The organism is Streptomyces sp. NPDC056738 (assembly GCF_042790435.1).
GTDB lineage: Bacteria > Actinomycetota > Actinomycetes > Streptomycetales > Streptomycetaceae > Streptomyces.
The window spans coordinates 350,282-375,091 of record NZ_JBHTZF010000009.1 but is presented as its reverse complement, the minus strand read 5'-3'; the positions used below and the strand labels follow the sequence as shown (position 1 = coordinate 375,091).

Sequence of the window (24,810 nt, the reverse complement as noted above, 5' to 3'; positions counted from 1 at the left end):
CCCCTCAGGGGACGTGTCTGCGGGCCCGCAGCGCCAGGCTCAACGCCAGTACGGTCTGCGGGTCGTCCAGGTCCATGCCCAGCAACTCGCCGATCCTGGCGAGGCGGTTGTACAGGGTCTGCCGGTTGAGGTGCAGTTCGCGGGCGGTCTCGGCCTTGCGGCCCGCGTGCGCCAAGTACGTCTGCAGTGTGGGCAGAAGAGGCGGCTTCGAGCGGACGTCGTGGTCGCGGAGCGGGCCGATCGCGCGCTCCACGAACGCGGCCAGGTCGGGATGCTCCCGCAGGCGCCACAGCAGCAGGTCGATGTCCAGCCGGCGCGCGTCGTACCAGGGCCGGTCCGACAGGCCCTGCGCCGCCGTCGCCGTCTCCGCCGCGTGCCGCAGGCCCGCCGAGGCGGCCGCCCAGCCCCCGGCGACCCCGACGACCACCACCGGCGGCTGCGCCCCCGGCCGCTGCATGCCGGCCCGTTCCACCCCGGCGCGCAGCGCGGCCGCGACCCGGTCCGCGACGGCCGCCCGCTCCGACTCCGAGCGCAGGCCGAGCAGCAGCGGGACCCGGCCCTCGACGGGACGGACGCCCAGCAGCACCGGGACGCCCACCGAGGCCAGCTCCTCGGCGACGGCGCGGGCCAGGACCGCCCAGCCGCCGCCGGGCGCGAGGCCATCGGCGAGCCGCATCACGACCGGCAGCAGCGGACCGGCGCCGGGCTTGAACCCGAGGACGCGGGCCTGCGCCGGCGCGTCCTCGGCCTCGATCCGGCCCTCGGCGAGGTCGGTCAGGAAGTCGCCGCGCCCCCGTGCCGCCAGCTCCTCCTCCTGGCGGGCCTGCATCAGCACGACGGCCAGGATGCCGGCGGCCCGCTCGGCGGCGATCCGGTGCACCGGGGCGACCGGCGCGCCCACGGGCAGCAGCACCAGACGCGCCCGTACGGAGCCGGTGCCGGGGCCGCCTCCGGGCACGTCGACCAGGGTGGTCCCCGCGGGCGGCTCCTCCTTGTGCTGGCCGCGCAGCCCCTCCCAGACCTGGAGCGGATCGGCGCCCGAGGAGCCGGCCCCGGCGGCGTACAGGAGCTGCCCGTCGGCCGTCTCCAGGAAGACCGGGCTGCCGCTGAAGTCGGCCAGAATGCGCAGGACTTGAGGCACTCCGCCGCCGCCGAGCAGGGCCTCGGTGCAGCGCCGGTGGACTTCCTCGGCCTGCTGGAGCAGCGCGTAGTGTCCGTTGACGATCTCGGTGTGGATCTCCTCCGTGACCGTCACGAAGGGCACCTCGCGGTGCAACTGGACCAGCGGCAGACCGGTGGAGCGTGCCGTCTCCACGAGCGCTGCGGGCAGCCGGGCGAAGCGCGGGCCGAGTTCCACGACGAGCGCGGCGATCCCGCGCTCGGCGAGCGTGCGGACGAACGCGCGCTGGTCGGCGGGGCGGGTGCCGAGACCGTAGCCCGTGGTCAGCAGCAGTTCGCCGCCCTTGAGCAGCGAGGCGATGTTCGGCACCTCGCCCGCGTGCACCCAGCGCACGGTCCGGTTCAGGCGGTCGGCCCCGGCGATGATCTCCGGCAGCCCGCCGCGCAGTCCGGGCAGCTCGAGGGCCCGCTGCACGGTGATTCCGGCGCCCTGGGTGTCGTAACGGCTGTCCATGGAGCGGACGCTACCCGCGGACGGCTTCCGGGGGCATCTCCGGGCCCCGGCGGGGGACGGCCGGAGCCGCCGCGGGTGGTGTCCGGGGCGGGCGCCGAGGTCAGGCGCCCGCCGGTACCGGGGCGATGTTGTGGTTGAAGCGGAAGACGTTGTCCGGGTCGTACTCGGCCTTCACCGCGGCCAGCCGCCGCAGGTTGTCCTCACCGAGGCCGGCCGTGACGCGGTCCGTGCCCTCGTCCCCGATGAAGTTCAGGTAGACCGCGCCGGTGCTCCACGGCCTCACGTCCTCGCGGACCTTCCTGACCCAGTCGATGCACCGCTCGTCGTCGGCCGGGTCCTCCCAGATCCCGAAGGGATGCACCGCCCACGGCGCGTCGCGGTAGGGGACCGGGAACCGGGACGGTCCGGCGGCGATGGCGCCGCCCTGCGGGAACAGCACGTGCTGGGTGCCGGTGGGCACGGGCATGGCCTCGCCGAGGGCGCAGAAGACGTCCAGGAAGTCGTCGGGCGCGCCGGTGAGGTATTCCGCCGACCAGTAGTTCCGCAGGCCGGGCGGGTCGTCGAGCATGGAGTTGAAGTCGGGGTAGGGCAGGGCCGTGACGATCTCGACCTCGTGCGGCAGCGCCAGCAGCGGCTGCGCGATCTTGCGCATGTCCTCCTCGCCGCCCGCGTACGCCACGAGGGCGCCGCACAGCCGCGTGCCGACCAGATGCTCGGGCATGAACTCCTCGGGCGGGCCGGTCAGGTAGAGGACGCCGCCGCTCGCCTCGGGCGGCCCGTTCTCGATGATCTCGCGGTAGACGCGCAGGACGTCGGGGCCCGCGTCCGGCCGGAACATCACCATGGCGATCGAGAACTCGGGCAGCGGGTGGAGCTTGAGGGTGAGCGCGGTGGCGACGCCGAAGTTCCCGCCGCCGCCGTGCAGGGCCCAGAACAGCTCCGGGTTCTCCTGGTCGGTGGCGCGTACCGGCGAACCGTCGGCGGTCACCAGCTCGACCCCGAGGAGGTTGTCGACGGCGAGGCCGAGGGAGCGGTCCAGCCAGCCGCTGCCGCCGCCGAGGACGAAGCCGCCGACGCCGGTCGTCGAGACTCGGCCGCCGGTGGTCGCGAGGCCGTAGGGCTGGGTGGCCCGGTCGAGATGGCTCATCAGGGCTCCGCCCTCGACCCGGACCGTCTCGGACCCGGGGTGGACGGTGACGGCCTGCATGCGGCTGAGGTCGATGACGAGACCGCCGTCGTTGAGCGACATGCCGGAGACGCTGTGACCGCCTCCGCGTACGGCGATCGGCAGATCCAGCTCACGCGCGAAGCGCACCGCGCGTGTCACGTCGGCCTCGCCCTCGCAGCGCACGATCACGGCCGGCCGTCGGTCGATCATCGCGTTGAAGATCGTCCGGGCCTCGTCGTACCCGGGATCGTCGGGGGTGAGGACATCACCGGAGAGACCCGCGCGGAGCGCGGTCAGCGCCGCGCCGGCCTTCGAAAGGGGAGCCATGGAAGCCGCCCCCTTCCATGAGGGGACAGGACTCCTTCCAGGCTAGGCGGGCACGGCGCATCGGGCGCGTCGGGGAGGCCCCGGCGCGCCCGGCGTGGTGCGGCTCAGCCGCCGTACGCCCCGCTCGCCGTCAGCCGCAGGGCCGTGTCGATCAGCGGAACGTGACTGAACGCCTGCGGGAAGTTCCCGACCTGGCGCTGGAGGCGCGGGTCCCATTCCTCGGCCAGCAGACCGAGGTCGTTGCGCAGGTCCAGCAGGCGCTCGAAGAGCTTGCGGGCCTCGTCGACGCGGCCGATCATCGCGAGGTCGTCGGCCATCCAGAACGAGCAGGCGAGGAAGGCGCCCTCGTCGCCCTCCAGTCCGTCCACGCCCGCGTGCTCGCCGGAGGTCGGGTAGCGCAGGATGAAGCCGTCGGAGGTGGACAGCTCGCGCTGGATCGCCTCGATGGTGCCGATCACCCGCTTGTCGTCCGGCGGCAGGAAGCCCATCTGCGGGATGAGCAGCAGCGAGGCGTCGAGCTCCTTGGAGCCGTAGGACTGCGTGAAGGTGTTCCGCTCCTGGTCGTAGCCCTTCTCGCACACGTCCCGGTGGATGTCGTCGCGCAGTTCGCGCCATTTCTCCAGTGGGCCGTGCGCGTCCCCGGACTCGATGAGCTTGATGGTGCGGTCGACGGCGACCCAGGCCATCACCTTGGAGTGCACGAAGTGCCGCCGCGGGCCGCGGACTTCCCAGATGCCCTCGTCCGGCTGGTCCCAGTGGGTCTCCAGGTAGCGGATCAGCTTCAACTGGAGGAGCGAGGCGTAGTCGTTGCGGGACAAGCCCGTCATGTGGGCCAGGTGCAGGGCCTCGGTGACCTCGCCGTAGACGTCGAGCTGGAGCTGGTGCGCGGCGCCGTTGCCGACCCGGACCGGCGCCGAATTCTCGTACCCGGGAAGCCAGTCGAGCTCGGCCTCGCCCAACTCCCGTTCGCCCGCGATGCCGTACATGATCTGGAGGTTCTCCGGGTCGCCGGCGACCGCGCGCAGCAGCCACTCGCGCCAGGCGCGGGCCTCCTCGCGGTAGCCGGTGCGCAGCAGCGAGGAGAGGGTGATGGCCGCGTCGCGCAGCCAGGTGTAGCGGTAGTCCCAGTTGCGTACGCCGCCGATCTCCTCCGGGAGGGAGGTGGTGGGCGCGGCGACGATGCCGCCCGTGGGTGCGTACGTGAGGGCCTTCAGCGTGATCAGGGAGCGGACGACGGCCTCGCGGTAGGGGCCGTGGTACGTGCACTGGTCGACCCAGTCGCGCCAGAACTCCTCGGTCGCCTCCAGCGACTGCTCGGGCTCGGGCAGCGGCGGGGGCTCCTTGTGCGAGGGCTCCCACGACACGGTGAAGGCGATCCGCTCGCCCGGGGCCACGGTGAAGTCGGCGTAGGTGGTCAGGTCCTTGCCGTACGTCTGACAGTCCGTGTCGAACCAGACCGAGTCGGGTCCGGCGACCGCGACCGTACGCCCCTCGTGGCGGCGCACCCAGGGCACGACGCGGCCGTAGGAGAACCGCATGCGCAGCGTCGAGCGCATCGGCACCCGGCCGCTGACACCTTCGACGATCCGGATGAGCTGGGGCGCGCCGTCACGCGGCGGCATGAAATCGGTCACCCGGACCGTGCCACGGGGTGTGTCCCATTCGGATTCGAGGATCAGCGAGTCGCCGCGGTAGCGGCGGCGCGAGGCCGCCGGCGGCTGCGCGTCGGCGGCGTGCGCGGGACCGAGCCGCCAGAAGCCGTGATCCTCCGTACCGAGGAGTCCCGCGAAGATGGCATGGGAGTCGAAGCGGGGCAGGCACAGCCAGTCGACTGTGCCGTCCCGGCAGACCAGCGCGGCTGTCTGCATGTCTCCGATGAGTGCGTAGTCCTCGATGCGCCCGGCCACGTGCATCTCCAGTCGAACGGCCACGGCGCCCCTGCGCGGGGCGGTCGCTCTTGCGGTCAAAGGGAACGTAGGTACTGCAAAACAGTAGGCAATGGGAGTCGGTAACTGCGGAACGTCGATGATGGGGGACGTCCGCCGTGCGTCGCTGCGAAACGCCGGTTGTCGGTGCGATGGGCGATGCGATTGTCGTTTCGAAACGAACTGACAGGCCCTCTTTGTTCCGGTTACGTGCGGGATGGTGCCGTGTGCCGGAGGGGCTCGGCAGCGAGTGTCCGAGCAGGATACGACGCACGTGGATGATCCGCGTGCCGCTCCGGACAACCCGGCTGCGCCGATCGAGTGAGCGGTGTGTGAGGTGTGTGCCCGGGCGGCTGCCGGAGCGCGTTCTGCCGGTGTCCGGGTGTGCCCGGCGGTGTGCCCGGCCGTGCGCGGAGCGTGGCCGGAAGCGGCCTCGTCCGGTCGCTGATACCCTGGTAGCCCGTGGACCGGTGGGCAAGAAACCCCCGAACCGCAGCGACGGCAACCCCCGGAAATCTCCGGGCCCCACGCCGGCACGCACCCCAGACCGACCACGGGAGCCCCCTCTTGGCCATGCCGCCCAGTGCTTTTCGAAACAGCACAGCCACGACGACCAAGCACATCTTCGTCACCGGGGGTGTCGCTTCGTCCCTCGGCAAGGGACTGACCGCCTCCAGCCTGGGCGCGCTGCTCAAGGCGCGGGGTCTGCGCGTCACCATGCAGAAGCTCGACCCGTACCTGAACGTCGACCCCGGCACCATGAACCCGTTCCAGCACGGCGAGGTGTTCGTCACCAACGACGGCGCCGAGACCGACCTGGACATCGGGCACTACGAGCGCTTCCTCGACGTGGACCTGGACGGCTCGGCCAACGTGACCACCGGTCAGGTGTACTCCACCGTCATCGCCAAGGAGCGGCGCGGCGAGTACCTGGGTGACACCGTGCAGGTCATCCCGCACATCACGAACGAGATCAAGCACCGCATCCGCCGGATGGCGGCCGACGACGTCGACGTCGTCATCACCGAGGTCGGCGGCACGGTCGGCGACATCGAGTCGCTGCCCTTCCTGGAGACGGTCCGCCAGGTCCGTCACGAGGTCGGCCGCGACAACGTGTTCGTCGTGCACATCTCGCTCCTGCCCTACATCGGCCCGTCCGGCGAGCTGAAGACCAAGCCGACGCAGCACTCGGTCGCGGCGCTGCGCAACATCGGTATCCAGCCGGACGCGATCGTGCTGCGGGCCGACCGCGAGGTCCCCACCGCCATCAAGCGCAAGATCTCGCTGATGTGCGACGTCGACGAGGCCGCCGTCGTCGCGGCGATCGACGCCCCGTCGATCTACGACATCCCGAAGGTCCTGCACACCGAGGGCCTGGACGCCTACGTCGTCCGCAAGCTTGACCTGCCGTTCCGTGACGTGGACTGGGCGACCTGGGACGACCTGCTCGACCGTGTCCACAACCCGGTCCACGAGATCACCATGGCGCTCGTCGGCAAGTACATCGACCTGCCCGACGCCTACCTCTCGGTGACCGAGGCGCTGCGCGCCGGCGGTTTCGCCAACAAGGCCCGCGTCAAGATCAAGTGGGTCACCTCGGACGACTGCAAGACCCCGGCGGGCGCCGCCAAGCAGCTCGGCGACGTCGACGCGATCTGCATCCCCGGCGGCTTCGGCGACCGCGGCGTGTCCGGCAAGGTCGGCGCGATCCAGTACGCCCGCGAGAACCGCATCCCGCTGCTGGGCCTGTGCCTGGGCCTGCAGTGCATCGTGATCGAGGCCGCGCGGAACCTGGCCGACATCCCGGACGCCAACTCCACCGAGTTCGACTCCGGCACCGGCCACCCGGTCATCTCCACGATGGCCGAGCAGCTCGACATCGTGGCGGGCGAGGGCGACATGGGCGGCACCATGCGCCTGGGCATGTACCCGGCCAAGCTCGCCGAGGGCTCGATCGTGCGCGAGGTGTACGACGGCAAGGAGTACGTCGAGGAGCGCCACCGCCACCGCTACGAGGTGAACAACGCCTACCGCGCCGAGCTGGAGAAGAAGGCCGGTCTGCAGTTCTCCGGCACCTCCCCGGACGGCAAGCTCGTCGAGTACGTCGAGTACCCGCGCGACGTCCACCCGTACCTGGTCGCGACCCAGGCGCACCCCGAGCTGCGCTCCCGCCCGACCCGGCCGCACCCGCTCTTCGCGGGCCTGGTCAAGGCCGCCGTGGCGCGCAAGACGGGTAAGTAACACCAGGGTTGTACGGTGACCGGGGTGCGTGTTCGCGGGTGATCCCGCCGGACGCGCACCCCGGTTCCGTCACCGGACCGGCTTCTGTTTGCGTGCGTGGGAGGACAGGCCATGACCATCAAGGACACCCCCGAGGAGTGGGAGGTCCGGGCGACCGAGACCCCCTTCAAGGGCAACAAGACCTCGGTGCGCACCGACGACGTGGTCATGCCCGACGGATCCGTCGTCCGGCGCGACTACCAGGTCCACCCGGGCTCGGTGGCCGTGCTCGCCCTGGACGACCAGGACCGTGTCCTGGTCCTGCGCCAGTACCGCCACCCCGTGCGCCACAAGCTGTGGGAGATCCCGGCGGGCCTGCTCGACATCCCCGGCGAGAACCCGCTGCACGCCGCCCAGCGCGAGCTCTACGAGGAGGCGCATGTCAAGGCGGAGACCTGGCGCGTGCTGACCGACGTCTACACCACCCCGGGCGGCTGCGACGAGGCCATCCGCATCTTCCTGGCCCGCGACCTCTCCCAGGCGGAGGGCGAGCGGTTCGAGGTGGAGGACGAGGAGGCCGACATGGAGCTGGCCCGCGTCCCGCTCGGTGAACTCGTCGGCGGCGTGCTCGCCGGCGACCTGCACAACAACTGCCTGGTCGTGGGCGTCCTCTCGCTTCTCGCCGCACGGCAGGGCGACGGACTCGACGCCCTGCGCCCGGCCGAGGCGCCCTGGCCCGCCCGCCCCTTCGAGGCCTGACGCCCGCCTTCAGGGTGTCAGTCCTACGATCGCCTGATCCGATCGGGGGACGTCGCCGCCGCGCTCCGCACGGATCGTCGCAGAGCGTGAACTAGGCTCTGGAAAACGCCCGTACCGGAGTCCCGGCGGGCTTGCGCGTGCAGTGGAACGGGAGCGTGGCCCGTGGCGGATCAGGCGGTGGACGACGGCGGCACCGAGGTGTCGTCCCAGGGGCAGCGCCAGGCTGCCGGGTCCCCTCCTACGGGAAGTCAGTTCCTGGGCCGTACACGAGAGTTGAAGGAACTGCGCGCGGACATCGAGCGCGCGGGCCTCGACACCATCGCCGGCCGCAAGGCGCCGCGGGCACGGGTGCTGCTCATCGCCGGCAAGCCCGGCTCCGGCCGCACCGCGCTCGCCGACCGGCTCGCCGAGCAGGTCGCCGAGAGTTACCCCGACGGCCTCCTGCGCGCCCGGCTCACCGAACCCGACGGCACACCGGTCCCCACCGAGGGCACCGCGCGCGAACTGCTCACCGCCCTCGGCGTGACCGCACCCCCCGGAGCGGGCGCCGACGACCTCGGCGAGCGGCTGCGCGAGGCCCTCGCGATCCGCCGGGCGGTGCTCCTGCTCGACGACGCGGCCGACGCCGAGCAGGTCGACGCGCTGCTGCCCGACTCCCCGGACTGCCTCGTGATCGCGGTCTCGGGCGGGCCGCTGACCGGCATCGCGGACGTCCGCCCGTGCACGCTGGGCGGCCTGGACACCAAGTCCGCCCTCGAACTCCTCGGCCACTTCACGGGCTCGGTGCGCATCACCGTCGACCCGCTCGCCGCCGAAGGGCTCGTCGAACTGTGCGCCGGCCAGCCGACCGCCCTGGTGCTGGCCGGCGGCTGGCTCGCCGCGCGTCCCTCCTCGGCCGTCGCCGACCTCGCCAAGCACCTGCGCACCGAGGGCGAGGACGGCACACCCCTGGAGCGCGTCTTCCGGCTCTCGTACGCCTCCCTGCCGGGCACCGCCGCCCGGATACTGCGACTGCTCTCGCTCGCCCCCGCGGGCCTGGTCGACCCGCACACCGCCTCCGCGCTGGCGGGCTGCTCGGTCCAGGCGGCGCACACCGCGCTGGACGAGTTCGTCGGCCTCGGCCTGGTGCGGGCGGTCCCCTCTCCGCTGCCGCAGTACGAGGTCCCCGGCTGCCTGCACCCCCTGCTCCGCGCCCTCGTCGACACCCACGACCGGCCCGCCGAGGTGCAGCTCGCCCGCGCCCGGATGCTGGAGCGGACCGTACGGCTCCTGGTGTCGTGCCGCGCCGTCACCGAGACTCCCGGCTCGCCCGCCCGGGAGAAGCTCGCGGGTATGCCGCGCGCCCTGCGGTTCTCCGGTCCCGGGGCGGCCGCGGACTGGCTGCGCGTGCGCCGGCCCGCGCTGCTCGCCTCGGCCCGGCTCGCGGTCGCCGACGGGGAACTGGACACCCTCGCCCGGCGGCTGATGGCCGCCCTGGTGCGGGCGATGGTGGCTCATTTCGGCACCCGGGCCGCGGCCCCCGACCTGTACGGCGTCCACCGGCTCGTCCTGGACGTCGCCGAACGCCGGAACCTGCCCCGCGAGAAGGCGGCCGCGCTGCTCAATCTCGCCGACCTGGACGCGCAGACCGGCCGCAGGACCGACGCCCTGGCCCGCTACCGGGCTGCGCTCGACGCCGGACGCGAGGCGAACGACCCGTACGCGACCGGCCGCGCGATGGAATCCGTAGGCGGTGCCCACCAGGAACTCGGGGACCACGACCGGGCCGCCGACTGGTACGGCAGGGCGCTGGCCCAGCGGCTCGCGCGGGACGAGCGCGTGGACGCCGCCCGGCTGTACGGACGCATCGCCACCGCGCACACCTACGCGGGCCGCTACGGCGAGGCTCAGGTCAACTGGCGCGCCGCGGTCGCCTGGCATCGCAAGAACGGTGATGTCGCCTCCCAGGCAAGGGCGTTGAGCGAGATGGCCCGGGTCCAGGAGTACGCCGGACGGCCCGAGGATTCGCTGCGCACCTGCCAGGAGGCCGTGGAGTGGGCGCGTCGCGCGGACGACGTACGGCTGCAGGCCGCGCTCCAGGTCAGGCTGGCCGACACCCTGGACCGGCTCGGCGACCCGGCGGCCGCCCGGCTGCACCGAGCGGCGGCCGAGCGCATGCTGGGAGAGGAGCTCCCGGAGAGCACATCCGGGTCGGAACGCGACGGTAATGCCTACGAAATCCGCAGTGCATCCGCTGAAGATTGATGCATTGAAAGGCTAGACAGAGGGAATCCCTTCATTAGACTGGCTCCGCCGCGTTCTTCCGTGGTGTCTCCCGGTGTGCTCCCGTACGTCGGGTATGACATGCATTGCCTGGCTTGCATCGCCTCGGCATGCATTCCCCAGAGCCCTCTGAGTCAAGGACCGTGATCGACGTGAAGGTCGGCATCCCCCGCGAGGTCAAGAACAACGAGTTCCGGGTGGCCATCACCCCCGCCGGTGTGCACGAGCTCGTGCGCCACGGCCACCAGGTCTTCGTCGAGCAGAACGCCGGCGTCGGCTCCTCGATCACGGACGAGGAGTACGTCTCCGCAGGCGCGCAGATCCTGCCCACCGCCGACGAGGTCTGGGCCGTCGCCGACCTGCTGCTGAAGGTCAAGGAGCCCATCGCGGAGGAGTACCACCGCCTCCGCAAGGACCAGACGCTCTTCACCTACCTGCACCTGGCCGCTTCCAAGGAGTGCACGGACGCCCTCCTGGAGTCCGGCACCACGGCGATCGCCTACGAGACCGTCGAGCTGCCGAGCCGCGCCCTGCCGCTGCTCGCCCCGATGTCCGAGGTCGCGGGCCGCCTCGCCCCGCAGGTCGGCGCCTACCACCTGATGCGCGCCAACGGCGGCCGCGGTGTCCTGCCCGGCGGCGTCCCCGGCGTGCTGCCGGCCAAGGCCGTCGTGATCGGCGGCGGTGTCTCCGGCTGGAACGCCGCGCAGATCGCCATCGGCATGGGCTTCGAGGTGACGCTGCTCGACCGCGACATCAACAAGCTGCGCGAGGCCGACAAGATCTTCGGTACGAAGGTCAAGGCCGTCATGTCCAACTCCTTCGAGCTGGAGAAGGCCTGCCTCGAGGCCGACCTCGTGATCGGCGCCGTGCTGATCCCCGGCGCCAAGGCGCCGAAGCTGGTCACCAACGAGCTCGTCTCCCGGATGAAGCCGGGCAGTGTCCTCGTCGACATCGCGATCGACCAGGGCGGCTGCTTCGAGGACTCGCGCCCCACCACGCACGCCGAGCCGACCTTCCCGGTCCACAACTCGGTTTTCTACTGCGTCGCCAACATGCCCGGCGCGGTCCCCAACACCTCGACGTACGCGCTGACCAACGCCACGCTGCCGTACATCGTCGAGCTCGCCGACCGCGGCTGGACCGAGGCGCTGCGCCGCGACAACGCGCTCGCCAAGGGTCTCAACACCCACGACGGCAAGGTTGTTTACCGCGAGGTCGCCGAGGCCCACGGGCTGGAGCACGTCGCGCTGGAGAGCCTGCTCGGCTGACTTTCCCGACGACTCGCCAAGTCGACATTCGTCGCCGACTCGACGCCGGCAAAAGGCGATACGTCAACACGGTCGTCAACACCGCTCACCCGGCCGGACCTTGCCCGACAAGGTCCGGCCGCGTGTGTGTCGGCTCACTTTGCGACACTCGTTCAACTCGCCACGAACGTAACTCTTCAACCGATTCGCACACCGGTGAAACCTGCCGTGCGACGGCCTTACGCCCTTGACAGAGGGGTGTTCGGTTGCCGACACATCGGGTCGGGTCCGGCGGATTGTGTTGCTGTGGAGCGGTGACACGCCATAGAGTCGCCAATCGTCGGCATGGTGCCACGCTGACCTATCGAGAAGTTCCCTGGTCACCAAGGAGGTAAGACGACTTGTGAATGAGTCGACATTTACTCCCGGGGGTGGTCAACCAGGAATGCCGGCGCGGGGCCAGAGCCCCACGGGGCTCGAGGCTGTCGGCTCCGTCGCTGTCCGCACCTTCGCAGCCCACCAGAGTCCCCGGACGACTCAGACAGCACACCCGAGCATGGATGGCCATCACGTGAACGCCATGGCCGGCAACGGAAGTGGCGAGAACCACACCCACTTCGCCGACTACGACGAACTGCCCGAGGGGCACTTCTACGACCCCGACGCCGAGTACGAGCCCGATCCGGAGTACGCGGCGACGCTCGCGCCCGACGCGGCCCGCCAGCGCCGTGAGCGCATCGGCCCGACAGGGCGCCCGCTGCCCTACTTCCCGATCCCGGGCCCGCTGACCAGTCACGGCCCCGCGACGATCATCGCGATGTGCAACCAGAAGGGCGGCGTGGGCAAGACCACGTCGACCATCAACCTGGGTGCCGCGCTCGCGGAGTACGGACGCCGGGTGCTGCTCGTCGACTTCGACCCGCAGGGCGCGCTGTCCGTGGGACTCGGCGTCAACCCGATGGAGCTCGACCTCACCGTCTACAACCTGCTCATGGAGCGGGGCATGGCGGCCGACGAGGTCCTCCTGAAGACGGCGGTCCCGAACATGGACCTGCTGCCCAGCAACATCGACCTGTCCGCCGCCGAGGTGCAGCTCGTGAGCGAGGTCGCCCGCGAGTCCACGCTGCAGCGCGCCCTGAAGCCGCTGATGGCCGACTACGACTACATCGTGATCGACTGCCAGCCCTCGCTCGGCCTGCTGACCGTGAACGCGCTGACGGCGGCTCACAAGGTGATCGTGCCGCTGGAGTGCGAGTTCTTCGCGCTGCGCGGTGTCGCGCTGCTCACCGAGACGATCGAGAAGGTCCAGGAACGGCTCAACCCCGAGCTGGAGCTCGACGGCATCCTCGCCACGATGTACGACTCCCGCACGGTGCACAGCCGTGAGGTGCTCGCGCGCGTGGTCGAGGCCTTCGACGATCACGTCTACCACACGGTGATCGGCCGGACCGTGCGCTTCCCGGAGACCACGGTCGCCGGTGAGCCGATCACCACGTACGCCTCCAACTCCGTCGGTGCCGCCGCCTATCGCCAGCTCGCCAGGGAGGTGCTCGCCCGGTGTCACGCCGAGTGAGTCTGCCGGGGGCCGACGAACTGTTCCGTACCACCGGGGGCATGGCGCTCCAGTCATCCACCCCCACCCGCCGCACCAACGGCGAGGCCCGGGTGCCGGCCCCGGCCGGCGAGTGCGACGCGGCGGGCGGGGAGGACGCGCCCCAGTCGGTGCCCGTCCAGGGCGGTGACGGCGAGGGCGACGAACACGTCGCCACCGACGCCGAGCCGTCCGACGCGGGGGAGTCGCGCAGCCGGGGCGGCGCCCCGGACCGTTCGGGGCGCGGCCGGCCTGCGCAGGAAGGTTCTGGCGCTCCTTCGACGTCCGTGCAGTCCTCCCGCAAGCGGGGGCGCGCCGCGAACCGCCGGCCCAGCGGGCGGGAGCGGCACGACGAGAAGATCACCGTGTACGTGTCCGCGGAGGAGCTGATGGACCTCGAACACGCGCGTCTGGTGCTCCGCGGTGAACACGGACTCGCCGTCGACCGCGGGCGGATCGTCCGTGAGGCGGTCGCCGTGGTGCTGGCGGACCTGGAATCCCGCGGGGACGCGAGCATTCTCGTACGGCGACTGCGCGGGCGGTAGAGGTAGCCTTCGACGGCTATGACCTCGAACGTCCCGCCTCCGTCAGCCGCCCCCGGCGGCCGTCGGCGTGCACTGGGACGCGGTCCCGGCCCCGCGCCGGGACCGACCGAGGCACCCCCCGAGCCCTCCGCCCCGGCCCCCGAGCCGAGTCCGGCCCCACCGGCTGAACCCGCGCCGGCCGAGCCCGGGCCGGCCCCGGCGCCCGCGCCCGCTCCCGCCTCACCGGCCGAACCCGCGCCGGCCCCGGTGACCGAGCCCGAGCCCGCTCCGGCGCCCGAGCCCGCTCCGGCGCCCGCGCCCGCTCCGGCGCCCGCGCCCGGGCAGGCGCCGGCGGACGGCCATGCGCCCGCCCCGGCGGCCGAGCCCACACCGGCCCCACCGGTCGAGGCCGAGCCCACACCGGCCCCACCGGTCGCGTCCGGGCAGGCCCCGGCGGTCGTTTCTCCGTCCGGCACGTCCCCCGCGCCCGCGACGACCCCCCGTGAGCCCTCCCAGGCGCCCCGTGAGGGCGTCGGGGGGACCGGCGGGCCCGTGGCGCCGACCGGGCACTCCGGGTCGCCTGAAGGCCCCGCCGAGCCCGCCGAGTCGCCCGCCGAGGGAACCGGTGGCGCATCCGACGGCCCCGGGGACGGGGTCTTCAAGGTGCGGCTCTCGAATTTCGAGGGGCCCTTCGATCTGCTGCTCCAGCTCATCTCCAAGCACAAGCTCGACGTCACCGAAGTGGCCCTGTCCAAGGTCACCGACGAGTTCATGGCGCACATCCGCGCGATGGGCCCGGACTGGGACCTCGACCAGACGACCGAGTTCCTCGTCGTCGCGGCGACCCTCCTCGACCTGAAGGCCGCCCGGCTGCTGCCGGCCGCCGAGGTCGAGGACGAGGCCGACCTGGCCCTGCTGGAGGCCCGGGACCTGCTGTTCGCGCGGCTGCTCCAGTACCGCGCGTACAAACAGATCGCGGACATCTTCAACACGCGCCTGGAGGAGGAGGCCCGCCGCTACCCCCGTACCGTCGGCCTGGAGGCGCAGTACGCCGAGCTGCTGCCCGAGGTCGTCATCAGCATCGGTCCCGAGGGTTTCGCGCGGCTCGCGGTGAAGGCGATGCAGCCCAAGCCCAAGCCCCAGGTGTACGTCGACCACATCCACGCGCCGCTCGTCAGCGTGCAGGAGCAGGCCGGGATCGTGGTGGCGCGGCTCCGGGAACTCGGCGAGGCCAGCTTCCGCTCGCTCGTCGAGGACACCGACGACACCCTCACCGTGGTCGCCCGCTTCCTGGCCCTGCTGGAGCTCTACCGGGAGAAGGCCGTCGCCCTGGACCAGGAGGAGGCCCTCGGGGACCTCATGGTGCGCTGGACGGGCGGGGAGGACGACGAGGGGCCGCGGGTGACCGACGAGTTCGACCGGCCGGCCGAGACGGCGGACGACGCGGCAGGGCGCGGGACCAAGAAGGAGAAGGCGTGAGCGAGGAGACCACCGGCACCCCCGCGGGGCCGCCCACCGTCGCCGACCTCGATCTCGGGGCCGCCCTGGAGGCCGTCCTGATGGTCGTGGACGAGCCGGCCACCGAGGAACACCTCGCCAAGATCCTGGAGCGGCCCCGGCGGCAGGTCGCGGACGCGCTGCGCGCGCTGGCCGACGAGTACACCGTCCAGGGCCGCGGATTCGAGCTCAGACTGATCGCGGGCGGCTGGCGCTTCTACTCGCGTCCCGCCTACGCGAGCGCCGTCGAACGCTTCGTCCTGGACGGCCAGCAGGCCCGCCTCACCCAGGCGGCACTGGAGACCCTGGCCGTCGTCGCGTACCGCCAGCCGGTGAGCCGTTCGCGGGTCTCGGCGGTCCGCGGAGTCAACTGCGACGGCGTGATGCGGACCCTCCTCCAGCGCGGTCTGGTGGAGGAGGCGGGCACGGAACCCGAAACAGGTGCGATCCTGTACACGACGACGAACTACTTCCTGGAGCGAATGGGCCTGCGAGGTCTGGACGAGCTCCCGGAGCTCGCGCCCTTCCTCCCCGAGGCGGACGCGATCGAGGCAGAGACGCTGGAAGGGGTCCCGTCGTTCGATCCGGACGCACCGGATGCAGACGCAGACGACACGACGACGACGGAACTTTGATGCGAAGCAGTGGCAGCGGCAGTGGCAGGAACAGCGGGCGCGGCAACCCGCGCGGAACCGGCGGAAGCGGCGGTTCGCGCGGCAGCGGCGCGCCCCGCGGGGGCGGTGCCCCGCGCGGCGGAAGCGGGGGCGGCTCGCGCGGCGGAAGCAGCGGCGGCGGCTCGCGCGGTACGGGCGGCGGCGGCTTCCAGCCGAGGGGCTCGGCGGCGGGTTCGGGCGCGGGGCGTGACGACCAGCCGAAGCGTCCCAGCAAGCCCCGTCCCGAGGAGCGTCGCTACGACGTAGGCCCCGGGGGCTCGCACGAAGGACCGAAGTCCGGGCGCGGCGCGTCCGCGCGCGGTGGCGCCAAGGGCGGTCCCCGGCAGGGTCAGCAGCGCGGCGGCCGCACCGAGCCCGCCCGCTCCCGCGAGTACGAGACGCGGGCCGAGGAGCGCAACCGCGACCGGTACGCGGGCAAGCCCGACATCAAGCTGCCCAAGACCTTCCCGGGTGCCGAGGAGGAGGGCGAGCGCCTGCAGAAGGTGCTCGCTCGCGCGGGCTACGGCTCCCGGCGTGCCTGTGAGGAACTGGTCGACCAGGCCAGGGTCGAGGTCAACGGCCAGATCGTCCTGGAGCAGGGTCTGCGCGTCGACCCGGAGAAGGACGAGATCAAGGTCGACGGTCTGACGGTCGCGACGCAGTCGTACCAGTTCTTCTCGCTGAACAAGCCCGCCGGTGTCGTCTCCACGATGGAGGACAACGAGGGCCGCCAGTGCCTCGGCGACTACGTGACGAACCGCGAGACGCGGCTCTTCCACGTGGGCCGGCTCGACACCGAGACCGAGGGCGTCATCCTGCTCACCAACCACGGCGAGCTGGCGCACCGGCTGACCCACCCCAAGTACGGCGTGAAGAAGGTCTACCTCGCGCACATCGTGGGCCCGATCCCGCGCGACCTGGGCAAGCGGCTCAAGGACGGCATCCAGCTCGAGGACGGGTACGCCAAGGCGGACCACTTCCGCGTCGTCGAGCAGACCGGCAAGAACTACCTCGTCGAGGTGACCCTGCACGAGGGCCGCAAGCACATCGTGCGCCGCATGCTCGCCGAGGCCGGTTTCCCGGTCGACAAGCTGGTGCGCGTCGCCTTCGGCCCGATCACCCTGGGCGACCAGAAGTCGGGCTGGCTGCGCCGTCTGTCGAACACCGAGGTCGGCATGCTCATGGCCGAGGTCGGTCTCTGATCCCGCCCGCCCCCTGAGGCCCCGGAGCCCCCTGGCTCCGGCGGCCCGCGGACGACGCACCGCGCCCGCGACGGCCGGTCCCGGAACTTCTCCGGGACCGGCCGATTCGTTTTCGCCTCCCCGCCGGTCTGTACCGGTGAACGGACCACGGGTGCGCCCCGGCGCGCCCCGTGCGAACGAAGGGAGCGGCGATGACCGCGACGACGCACCGGGACGAGTTCGTCCGGCTGACCGGCCCGTACCGGCGGGAGCTGCTCGCCCACTGCTACCGCATGCTCGGTTCGGCCGACGACGCCGAGGACCTCGTACAGGAGACGTATCTGCGGGCCTGGCGGTCCTACGAGGGGTACGAGGGCCGGGCCTCCCTGCGCACCTGGCTCTACCGGATCGCCACCAACACCTGTCTGACGGCCCTGGAGGGGCGCGGGCGCCGTCCCCTGCCCACCGGTCTGGGCGGGCCGGGAGACGCGCCCGAGGAGCCGCTGCCGGCCCCCGCGACCGACATCCCCTGGCTCCAGCCGCTGCCGGACACGCTCCTCGACCCGGCGACGGTCGTGGCGGCGCGCGGAAGCCTGCGGCTCGCCCTGGTGGCCGCGCTGCAGCACCTGCCCGCGCGGCAGCGGGCGGTGCTCATCCTGCGGGACGTGCTGGCCTGGCGGGCCTCGGAGGTGGCCGCCCTGCTCGACACGTCGACCGCGGCGGTCAAGAGCACGCTCCAGCGCGCGCGTGCCCGGCTCGACGAGGTCGCCCCGGAGGAGGACCTGGTGGTGGAGCCGGACGGCACCGACGACCGCGAACTCCTGGACCGCTACATGGCGGCCTTCGAGAACGCCGACTTGGAGTCGCTGCTGACGCTGCTGCGCGACGGGGTCGAGCTGGAGATGCCGCCCCACCTGGAGTGGTTCCGCGGCAAGAAGGACGTCGTGCGGTTCCTGCGCGTACGGGCGTTCGCCGGCCAGGGGGCGGGACACGTCCGGATGGTGGCGGTCCGCGCCAACGGACAGCCGGCGGTCGCGGCCTACGAGCGCGACGCCGACGGCGTCCTGCGGGCCCACTCCGTGCAGGTGCTCACGGTCGAGGCCGGCGGTGTCGCACGGCTCACCGTCTTCCTGGACCCGGGACTGTTCGCCTCCTTCGGGCTGCCCGGGATCCTCCCGTGAATCCCGCGGAGCTCCTGGAGCGCTCGCTGGCGTACGCGAGCGTCGGTGTCGCCGCCGTGCCGCGCGGGGGACTGCGGCGGCCGACGCCGTGCGCCGAGTGGGACCTGGGGGACCTGCTCCACCACCTCGACGACTCGGTCGAGGCGCTCTACGAGGGGGTCGCGGACGGGCGGGTCGGGCTGTGCCCGGCCCGCCCCGCCGCCGATCCGGTGTGCGCCTTCCGCGAGCGCGCCGGCGCCCTCCTCGGCGTCTGCGCCGCGGTGTCCGCGGCGCCCCCGGACCCGGCCGTGGGGGACCGGTCCCTGGGCGCCGGGCTGCTGGTGGCCGTCGGCGCCCTGGAGATCGCGGTGCACGGCTGGGACGTCGCGCGGGCCTGCGGGCGCGCCCGGCCGATCCCGTCCGCGCTGGCCCTGGAACTGCTGCCACTCGCGCACCTGGTGGTCGCGGACGCCGACCGCGGGGTGCGCTTCGCCGACCCCGTCGACGCCCCGCCCGGGACGGCGCCCGGCGGCCGGCTCCTCGCGTTCCTCGGCCGGTGCCCCGGCGGCGATTCCTTTTCGGCTCGGGTCGGGTCGGTCTTCCGTGAGTGATCCTCACGGAAGGAACCGTCTTGACCGACACCACCGCGCGCGCCCCCGTCCAGCGGCCGCCGGCCCCGCCCGCACGCCGTGCGTGGACCGTGATCCTGGCCGGACTCGGGGCGCTGCTCTGCTCCCTCGACGTGGTCGTCGTGGCCACCGCGCTGCCGGCCCTGCGGGCCGACTTCGGGGCGAGCCTGTCCGACCTGGAGTGGACGATCAACGCGTACAACCTCGTCTTCGCCTGCCTCACCCTCACCGGTGCCGCGCTCGGCGACCGGTTCGGGCGGCGGCGCATGTACGTCGTCGGGCTCGCCGTCTTCACCCTGGCCTCGGCCCTCGCCGCGCTGGCCCCGGGACCGGGTCAGCTCATCGCCGCCCGGGTGCTCCAGGGCGCCGGTGCCGCCGTCCTGCTGCCGCTCACCCTGACCCTGATCAGCGAGGCGTTCCCGGCCGAGAAGCGGGGCGTGGCCATCGGGATCTGGGGCGGGGTGACCGGTCTCGGCGTCGCGGCCGGACCCGTCCTCGGCGGCGCCGTCACCGAGGGCCTGTCCTGGCAGTGGATCTTCTGGCTGAACGTGCCGACCGGGCTCGCGATGCTGCCGCTCGCCGCGCTGAGACTGCGGGAGAGCCATGGCCCGCGTCCGCAACTCGACGTCGTGGGGCTCCTGTTGGCCGCCGTCGGACTGACCGGCCTGGCCTGGGCGCCGGTGCGGGCCCCGCAGGCGGGCTGGGGGAGCGCGGAGGTGCTGGGCGCGCTGGCCGTCGGCGTCGTCTTCGTGGCCGCCTTCCTCGGCTGGGAGCGGGCGGGGGCGCGCTATCCGATGCTGCCCCTCGGCTACTTCCGCAGGCGGGCCTTCTCGACCGCCAACGGCGCCGTCTTCCTGACGTTCATGTCGCTGCTCGGCTCGCTGTTCATGATCTCGCAGCTGTTCCAGCTCGGCCTCGGGAACTCGCCCCTCCAGGCCGGTGTCCGCATCCTGGTGTGGACCGGCATGCCCCTGCTCGTGGCGCCGCTCGCGGGCGCGCTCGCCGACCGGTTCGGGAACCGTCCCTTCATGTTCGGCGGGCTCGTCCTCCAGGCGGCCGGACTCGCCCTGCTGGCCTGGCAGGTGCAGCCCGGTGTCGCCTACGGACGGCTGGTGCTGCCCCTGATCGTCGCGGGCGTCGGCATCTCCATGGTCTTCCCGACCGTCGCGAACGCCGTGACGTCCGCCGTGCCGCCCGCCGACGCGGGGGTCGCGGCAGGCGTCAACAACGCGCTGCGCGAACTGGGCGGAGTCTTCGGGATCGCGGCAGCGGCGGCCGTGTTCACGCACTTCGGCGGCTACGGCTCGGCGCGGGACTTCGTCGACGGATGCGGCCCGGCGCTGTGGGTCTCGGCCGGAGTCGCGGCCGCCGGAGCGCTGGTGGCCGCCTTCGCCCCGGCTCACGCCCCGGCGCTCGAACCGGACGCGCCCCGGGCCGGCGTCCGGCGGCCGGAGGAGTCTCCCGCCCGGGCGCGGTGACACGACCTGCCGTGGGAGCCGCAACTTCCCCGGTCGAAAGCCTTGTTGACACCCCGCGCTCCCTTTATAGTCGTAATGACCATGGTCAAGGTGACCATAAAGGGTCATCGACACGACGGGGGCGCGGGAGTGGACACGGGCAAGGGCCGCGCGCCGGGGGGTGCGGCACCCGAGGGCTATGACAAACACGCCTTCGAGCCCTTCGCCGTCACCGTCGACCTGGCCGTCCTGACCGTGCGCGCGGGCGCACTCCAGGTACTGCTGATCGAACGGGGCCAGGAACCGTACGCGGGCCGCTGGGCCCTGCCCGGCGGCTTCGTGCTGCCCCGCGAGTCCGCCGAGGCGGCGGCCCGGCGCGAACTCGCCGAGGAGACCGGCCTGTCGGACCTCTCGGGACTGCACCTGGAGCAGTTGCGCACCTACAGCGAACCCGACCGCGACCCCCGGATGAGGGTCGTCTCCGTCGCCTTCGCCGCCCTGCTGCCCGACCCGCCCGAACCGCGCGGCGGCGGCGACGCGGCACGGGCCGAGTGGCGGCCGTTCGACGCGCTCGGCCCGCTCGCCTTCGACCACGACCGGATCCTCGCCGACGCCCACGAACGCGTCGGCGCCAAACTGGAGTACTCCTGTCTCGCCACGTCCTTCTGCCCGCCCGAGTTCACCCTCGGGGAGCTGCAGCACGTCTACGAGACGGTGTGGGGCACCCCGCTCGACCGGCCCAACTTCCGGCGCAAGGTCCTCGCCACGCCCGGATTCGTCGAACAGGTCCCCGGCGCCGCCCGCCTCACCGGCGGCCGCGGCAAACCCGCCGCCCTCTACCGCGCGGGCGACGCCAAGGTTCTGCATCCACCACTGCTGCGTCCCACCTCGTAAGGACGGCCCCGATGACCAGCACGACCCTCGCCAAACGCGCCGCCACCGGTTCGCTCATCGGCCTGGCCCTCGGAGACGCGCTCGGGTTCCCCACCGAGTTCAACAGCGTGCCCGCGATACTCGAGAAGTTCGGCCCCTGGCGGCAGATGGCGCTGCCCCGGCCCGCGATCGTCACCGACGACACCCAGATGACCCTGGCGCTGGCCCACGGACTGCGCACCGCGACGGACCGCGGCCTGCTCGGCCCGCTGCGCATGGAACGGCCGGTGCGCGAGGAGTTCGTCAACTGGTACCAGTCGCCCGAGAACAACCGCGCCCCCGGCCGGACCTGCCTGGTCGCCTGCGACCTCCTCAAGGACGAGAAGCGCCGCTGGCAGGAGGCCAGCCAGACCGGCTCCAAGGGCTGCGGCGCCAACATGCGCGTGGCGCCCGTCGGGCTCGTCCGCGGACTGAGCGACGAACAGCGCGCGGGCGCCGCCCAGTTGCAGGCCGCGCTCACCCACGGCCACCCCACCGCGCTCGCCGCCTCGGACCTCACCGCGCACACCGTCCGGCTGCTCTCCCAGGGGGCCGAGCCCGCGGAACTGATCGGCCTGCTGCTCTCGTACGCGCACGAGAACCGGTACCGCTACCACTCCCGCTGGCTCGGCGACCTGTGGACCTTCTGCCACGACGCCACACCCGAGGCGTACATCTCCCGCGGCTGGGACGAGTGCATCACCGTCCTGGGCAACCTCCGTCAGGCCGTGCGCACCGCCTCGCCCGAGGACGACCCCTGCCTGGCCACCGGCGAGGGCTGGATCGCCGAGGAGGCGTTCGCCACCGGTCTGCTGTGCTTCCTGATGTTCGTCGACGAACCCGTCACCGCGCTGCGCCGGGCCGCCTGCACCTCGGGCGACTCCGACTCCATCGCCTGCCTGACCGGGGCGTTCGCCGGCGCCCACCACGGCTCCGAGGCCTGGCCGACCGACTGGGCCGACCGCGTCGAGTACCACAGCGACCTCATGTCCCTGGGGGCGCTCTGGGATGCTTGAGCCATGACAGACGTCCTCGGTCCCGGTGCCGACCTCGCGCGCGTGGTGGGCGAACAGCCCGACCCCGTCCTCTTCGCCACCGTCTCCGGGGCGCACCTGTACGGCTTCCCCTCCCGTGACTCGGACATCGACCTGCGCGGCGTCTACCTGCTGCCGACGGCCGCCCTCGTCGGGCTGGGCGAGCCGGAGGAGACCCGGTCGCGCATGTGGTTCCAGGACGGCACCGAGATGGACCTGGTCACCCACGACCTGCGCAAGTTCGTACGGCTGATGCTGCGGCGCAACGGCTATGTGCTGGAGCAGTTGCTGTCGCCGCTGGTCGTGCGCACGAGCGAGGAACACCGTGAGCTGATCTCGCTCGCCCCCGGGGTCCTCACCTGCCACCACGCCCACCACTACCGCGGCTTCGCGGCCACGCAGTGGCGGCTCTTCGAGAAGAGCGGCGAACTCAAGCCGCTCCTCTACACGTTCCGTGTGCTGCTCACCGGCATCCACCTCATGCGCAGCGGCGAGGTGCAGGCCGATCTGCCCACGCTGGCCGGACAGATCGCCTCACCCGCGTACCTCCCGGACCTGATCGCCGCGAAGGCGGAGCACGAGCACGGGCCCGCGGACCTCCCGCGCGACCGGGCCGAGGAGGACGTGGAGCGACTGCACGTCCTCTTGGACGAGGCGCAGGAGGTCTCCGAACTGCCGGACGCCGCCTCCGCGTACGACGCGCTGCACGCCTTCGTCGTCAGGGTCCGCCTCGACGGCTTCGGCGGAGGCGAGGACCTGGTCCCCGAAGGGCTAACGGTCCCCGGCGGAGTCCCGGAGCACTGAGGCCCGGCGGGTGCGGACGAGGAAGTCCTCCACGCGCGCGTGGTCCGGCTCGGGCGGCAGGGGGCTGCGGACGGCCGCCTCCTCGGCCTCGTTCGCCAGCCGGAGCATCCGGCGCTCGACCTCGGCCCAGGACACCTCGCCGCGCTTCACCGCGAGCAGCGGCTCGCGGTCCGCCCCGACGTCGATCGTCAGGGACCCGGTGCGCAGCAGGTCGCGCGAACTCGTCAGCAGACGCAGCAGATGCATGGCGTGCTTCCAGCGCGGGGCGCCGTGCGTGCGGACGTCGGCCTCCAGCTTCTTGCGCTGGCCCACGGCGTAGCGGGCGAACGTCTCGTGCGCCTGACGGGAGAGGAAGGCCCCACGCAGGGCGAGGAGTTCACGGCCGCAGTCGTCCGCGTACTCGACGAGCGGGGAGTGCAGGCACTCCAGGATGTTCGGGTTGGCGCGCAGCGCGAGCGCGCAGAACCGCTCCAGTTCCCAGCTGAACTGCTCCGGTGCCGGGCCCTCGACGTGCGTCGGCGGCTTCTCGAAGCGCCAGAACAGCGCGGTGGGGGCGAGGAAGACGCCCCGGAGGTCCGTGTCGCTGTCGTCCGTGGCCAGTCCGAAGGCGCGTGAGCCCATCACACAGGAGTAGATGGTGTGGTCCCGCACCAGCGAGAGGCCGGCCGCCGGGACCACCGAGGCGGGCGGGGCGGACGGTGCGGGCGGGTCGGACGGCACGACCCGCGCCGGTGACACCTGCCGCGCGGGCGTTGCCTGGTGGCCGGGGGCTGCCTGGGGTGCGGGGTGCTCGGAGCGCATGCCAGGAGCGTACGGGCCCGCTCACGCCAGCCGGATCGAGTTTCCCTGCACCGTGATCTTCTCCGCGGGCAGCGGACGCGGCGCGGGACCGGCCTTCACCGCCCCGTTCTCGACACTGAACCTGCTGCCGTGGCAGGGACAGTCGATCGTTCCGTCGGCCACCTTGTCCACCAGGCACCCCTGGTGCGTGCAGACCGCCGAGAAGGCCTTGAAGTCGCCCTTCGCCGGCTGGGTGACCACGACCTTCTGGTCCTTGAAGACCGTGCCTCCGCCGACCGGGATGTCGCTCGTGGTGGCGAGCTGCTGCCCGCTGGAGGCCTTCGGCGACGCGTCCGAGGAGCCGCCGCTGTCGCCGTACTGACTGCACGCCGCGAGCAGCGCGGACGCGCCCGTGGTGAGGATCACCGTGCGCCGCGTCGAGCGGTTGGTCATGTCGTCACTCCGAACGTGCGGAAGAACCAGAAGGCGGACGTCAGCCAGAGCGCCGTGAGCACGGCGAAGACGAGGCCGCCGACGACCGGCAGCAGCCAGCCGGGCAGGCGCTCCCAGCGGAGCAGCAGCATCTTGGCACTGAAGGCGCCGAAGAAGAAGCACCCCAGGAGCGAGTGCCACATGACGCGCGTGCTGTACGTCTGATAGCCCAACGCGTACAGACAGTGCACCGCGACCGGGACCGCCACCAGGAACGCGATCCGTCCCGACCACCGGTGCAGCGTCGCCGACCAGGACGGGCCCGGCAGCTTCCCGTACATCATGAGCGCCGACACGAGCTGCACGAGGGCGAAGAAGAACGCCGTCGTCGCCAGCCAGGACTTCACCGCGCCCGTGCTGCTGAACCCGGCGAGGTTGAACGCCGTTCCCGCCGGGTCGTGGACCTTGCCGTAGGCCCCGAGGGCGACCGCGACGGCCGCGCCGACCAGGGCCGGGACGAGGTAGCGGGCGGGGCTCGGGCCGTGGCCGGGCGGCCGGGAGGGGAAGCCCTGGGTGGCGGCGTTCGGGTCCACGGTCATGAACGGCTCCCTGTGG

Annotated in this window: 21 protein-coding genes; 15 read left to right on the top strand and 6 right to left on the bottom strand. The window is 72.4% G+C overall.

The window, feature by feature from the left end; all coding sequences use genetic code 11:
* Positions 1–4 precede the first annotated feature (4 nt).
* The 3 genes from ACFRIC_RS25140 to ACFRIC_RS25130 all read right to left on the bottom strand — a co-directional run bounded on the left by ACFRIC_RS25140 (position 5) and on the right by ACFRIC_RS25130 (position 5,035).
* The gene (locus ACFRIC_RS25140; RefSeq protein WP_382789552.1) at positions 5–1,633 is read right to left on the bottom strand and encodes a PucR family transcriptional regulator; all 1,629 of its coding nucleotides are present in this window, start codon (positions 1,631–1,633) and stop codon (positions 5–7) included.
* Between the two features lie 100 nt (positions 1,634–1,733).
* Positions 1,734–3,128: an FAD-binding oxidoreductase gene (locus tag ACFRIC_RS25135; RefSeq protein ID WP_382789549.1), complete on the bottom strand. Its 1,395-nt coding sequence runs from the start codon at positions 3,126–3,128 to the stop codon at positions 1,734–1,736.
* A 104-nt stretch (positions 3,129–3,232) separates the two neighbouring features.
* On the bottom strand, positions 3,233–5,035 hold the full coding sequence (locus tag ACFRIC_RS25130; protein ID WP_382789628.1) for a glycoside hydrolase family 15 protein: 1,803 nt from the start codon (positions 5,033–5,035) through the stop codon (positions 3,233–3,235).
* Positions 5,036–5,626: 591 nt separating this feature from the next.
* On the opposite strand from ACFRIC_RS25130, the gene ACFRIC_RS25125 reads away from it, so the two are divergent.
* From ACFRIC_RS25125 to ACFRIC_RS25055, 15 genes are all read left to right on the top strand, one after another.
* A complete protein-coding gene (locus ACFRIC_RS25125; protein WP_355768120.1) occupies positions 5,627–7,294 on the top strand; it encodes a CTP synthase in 1,668 nt (555 codons plus the stop codon).
* Positions 7,295–7,405: 111 nt separating this feature from the next.
* Positions 7,406–8,032, top strand: coding sequence for an NUDIX domain-containing protein (locus ACFRIC_RS25120; protein ID WP_382789546.1), 627 nt, complete (start codon positions 7,406–7,408; stop codon positions 8,030–8,032).
* A gap of 162 nt (positions 8,033–8,194) precedes the next feature.
* Positions 8,195–10,276, top strand: a complete 2,082-nt coding sequence (locus tag ACFRIC_RS25115; RefSeq protein ID WP_382789544.1) for a tetratricopeptide repeat protein — start codon at positions 8,195–8,197, stop codon at positions 10,274–10,276.
* A gap of 161 nt (positions 10,277–10,437) precedes the next feature.
* Complete coding sequence (gene ald / locus ACFRIC_RS25110; protein WP_382789541.1) at positions 10,438–11,562, top strand: alanine dehydrogenase; 1,125 nt, start codon at positions 10,438–10,440, stop codon at positions 11,560–11,562.
* A gap of 424 nt (positions 11,563–11,986) precedes the next feature.
* Positions 11,987–13,114: a ParA family protein gene (locus tag ACFRIC_RS25105; protein WP_326788637.1), complete on the top strand. Its 1,128-nt coding sequence runs from the start codon at positions 11,987–11,989 to the stop codon at positions 13,112–13,114.
* Positions 13,099–13,677 carry a hypothetical protein gene (locus tag ACFRIC_RS25100; protein WP_382789538.1) on the top strand — a complete coding sequence of 193 codons (579 nt, stop codon included), beginning with the start codon at positions 13,099–13,101 and terminating at the stop codon, positions 13,675–13,677. The genes ACFRIC_RS25105 and ACFRIC_RS25100 overlap by 16 nt, the downstream gene beginning before the upstream one ends.
* An 18-nt stretch (positions 13,678–13,695) precedes the next feature.
* Positions 13,696–15,135 (top strand): segregation/condensation protein A, encoded by a 1,440-nt coding sequence (locus ACFRIC_RS25095; RefSeq protein WP_382789535.1) that lies wholly within the window; start codon positions 13,696–13,698, stop codon positions 15,133–15,135.
* Entirely contained in the window at positions 15,132–15,788 is a 657-nt protein-coding gene (scpB, locus tag ACFRIC_RS25090; RefSeq protein WP_355768100.1) for an SMC-Scp complex subunit ScpB, read from the top strand. Before ACFRIC_RS25095 ends, scpB begins: the two co-directional genes overlap by 4 nt.
* A complete protein-coding gene (locus tag ACFRIC_RS25085) occupies positions 15,788–17,008 on the top strand; it encodes a pseudouridine synthase (RefSeq protein WP_382789532.1) in 1,221 nt (406 codons plus the stop codon). Before scpB ends, ACFRIC_RS25085 begins: the two co-directional genes overlap by 1 nt.
* A 191-nt stretch (positions 17,009–17,199) precedes the next feature.
* Entirely contained in the window at positions 17,200–18,168 is a 969-nt protein-coding gene (locus ACFRIC_RS25080; RefSeq protein WP_382789530.1) for a sigma-70 family RNA polymerase sigma factor, read from the top strand.
* Entirely contained in the window at positions 18,165–18,758 is a 594-nt protein-coding gene (locus ACFRIC_RS25075) for a TIGR03086 family metal-binding protein (RefSeq protein ID WP_382789528.1), read from the top strand. Before ACFRIC_RS25080 ends, ACFRIC_RS25075 begins: the two co-directional genes overlap by 4 nt.
* Before the next feature lie 20 nt (positions 18,759–18,778).
* Positions 18,779–20,254, top strand: coding sequence for a DHA2 family efflux MFS transporter permease subunit (locus tag ACFRIC_RS25070; RefSeq protein WP_382789526.1), 1,476 nt, complete (start codon positions 18,779–18,781; stop codon positions 20,252–20,254).
* A gap of 81 nt (positions 20,255–20,335) precedes the next feature.
* A complete protein-coding gene (locus ACFRIC_RS25065) occupies positions 20,336–21,127 on the top strand; it encodes an NUDIX domain-containing protein (protein ID WP_382789523.1) in 792 nt (263 codons plus the stop codon).
* 11 nt (positions 21,128–21,138) lie between these two features.
* Positions 21,139–22,161, top strand: coding sequence for an ADP-ribosylglycohydrolase family protein (locus tag ACFRIC_RS25060; protein ID WP_382789521.1), 1,023 nt, complete (start codon positions 21,139–21,141; stop codon positions 22,159–22,161).
* A 3-nt stretch (positions 22,162–22,164) separates the two neighbouring features.
* Complete coding sequence (locus ACFRIC_RS25055; protein ID WP_382789519.1) at positions 22,165–22,983, top strand: DNA polymerase beta superfamily protein; 819 nt, start codon at positions 22,165–22,167, stop codon at positions 22,981–22,983.
* Here the strand turns inward: ACFRIC_RS25055 and ACFRIC_RS25050 are convergent.
* From ACFRIC_RS25050 to ACFRIC_RS25040, 3 genes are all read right to left on the bottom strand, one after another.
* Positions 22,951–23,604, bottom strand: a complete 654-nt coding sequence (locus ACFRIC_RS25050; RefSeq protein ID WP_382789625.1) for a DNA polymerase beta superfamily protein — start codon at positions 23,602–23,604, stop codon at positions 22,951–22,953. The genes ACFRIC_RS25055 and ACFRIC_RS25050 overlap by 33 nt on opposite strands.
* Before the next feature lie 201 nt (positions 23,605–23,805).
* Positions 23,806–24,216 carry a Rieske (2Fe-2S) protein gene (locus ACFRIC_RS25045; protein WP_382789516.1) on the bottom strand — a complete coding sequence of 137 codons (411 nt, stop codon included), beginning with the start codon at positions 24,214–24,216 and terminating at the stop codon, positions 23,806–23,808.
* Positions 24,213–24,794: a DUF6529 family protein gene (locus ACFRIC_RS25040; RefSeq protein ID WP_382789513.1), complete on the bottom strand. Its 582-nt coding sequence runs from the start codon at positions 24,792–24,794 to the stop codon at positions 24,213–24,215. Before ACFRIC_RS25040 ends, ACFRIC_RS25045 begins: the two co-directional genes overlap by 4 nt.
* Positions 24,795–24,810: the final 16 nt, after the last annotated feature.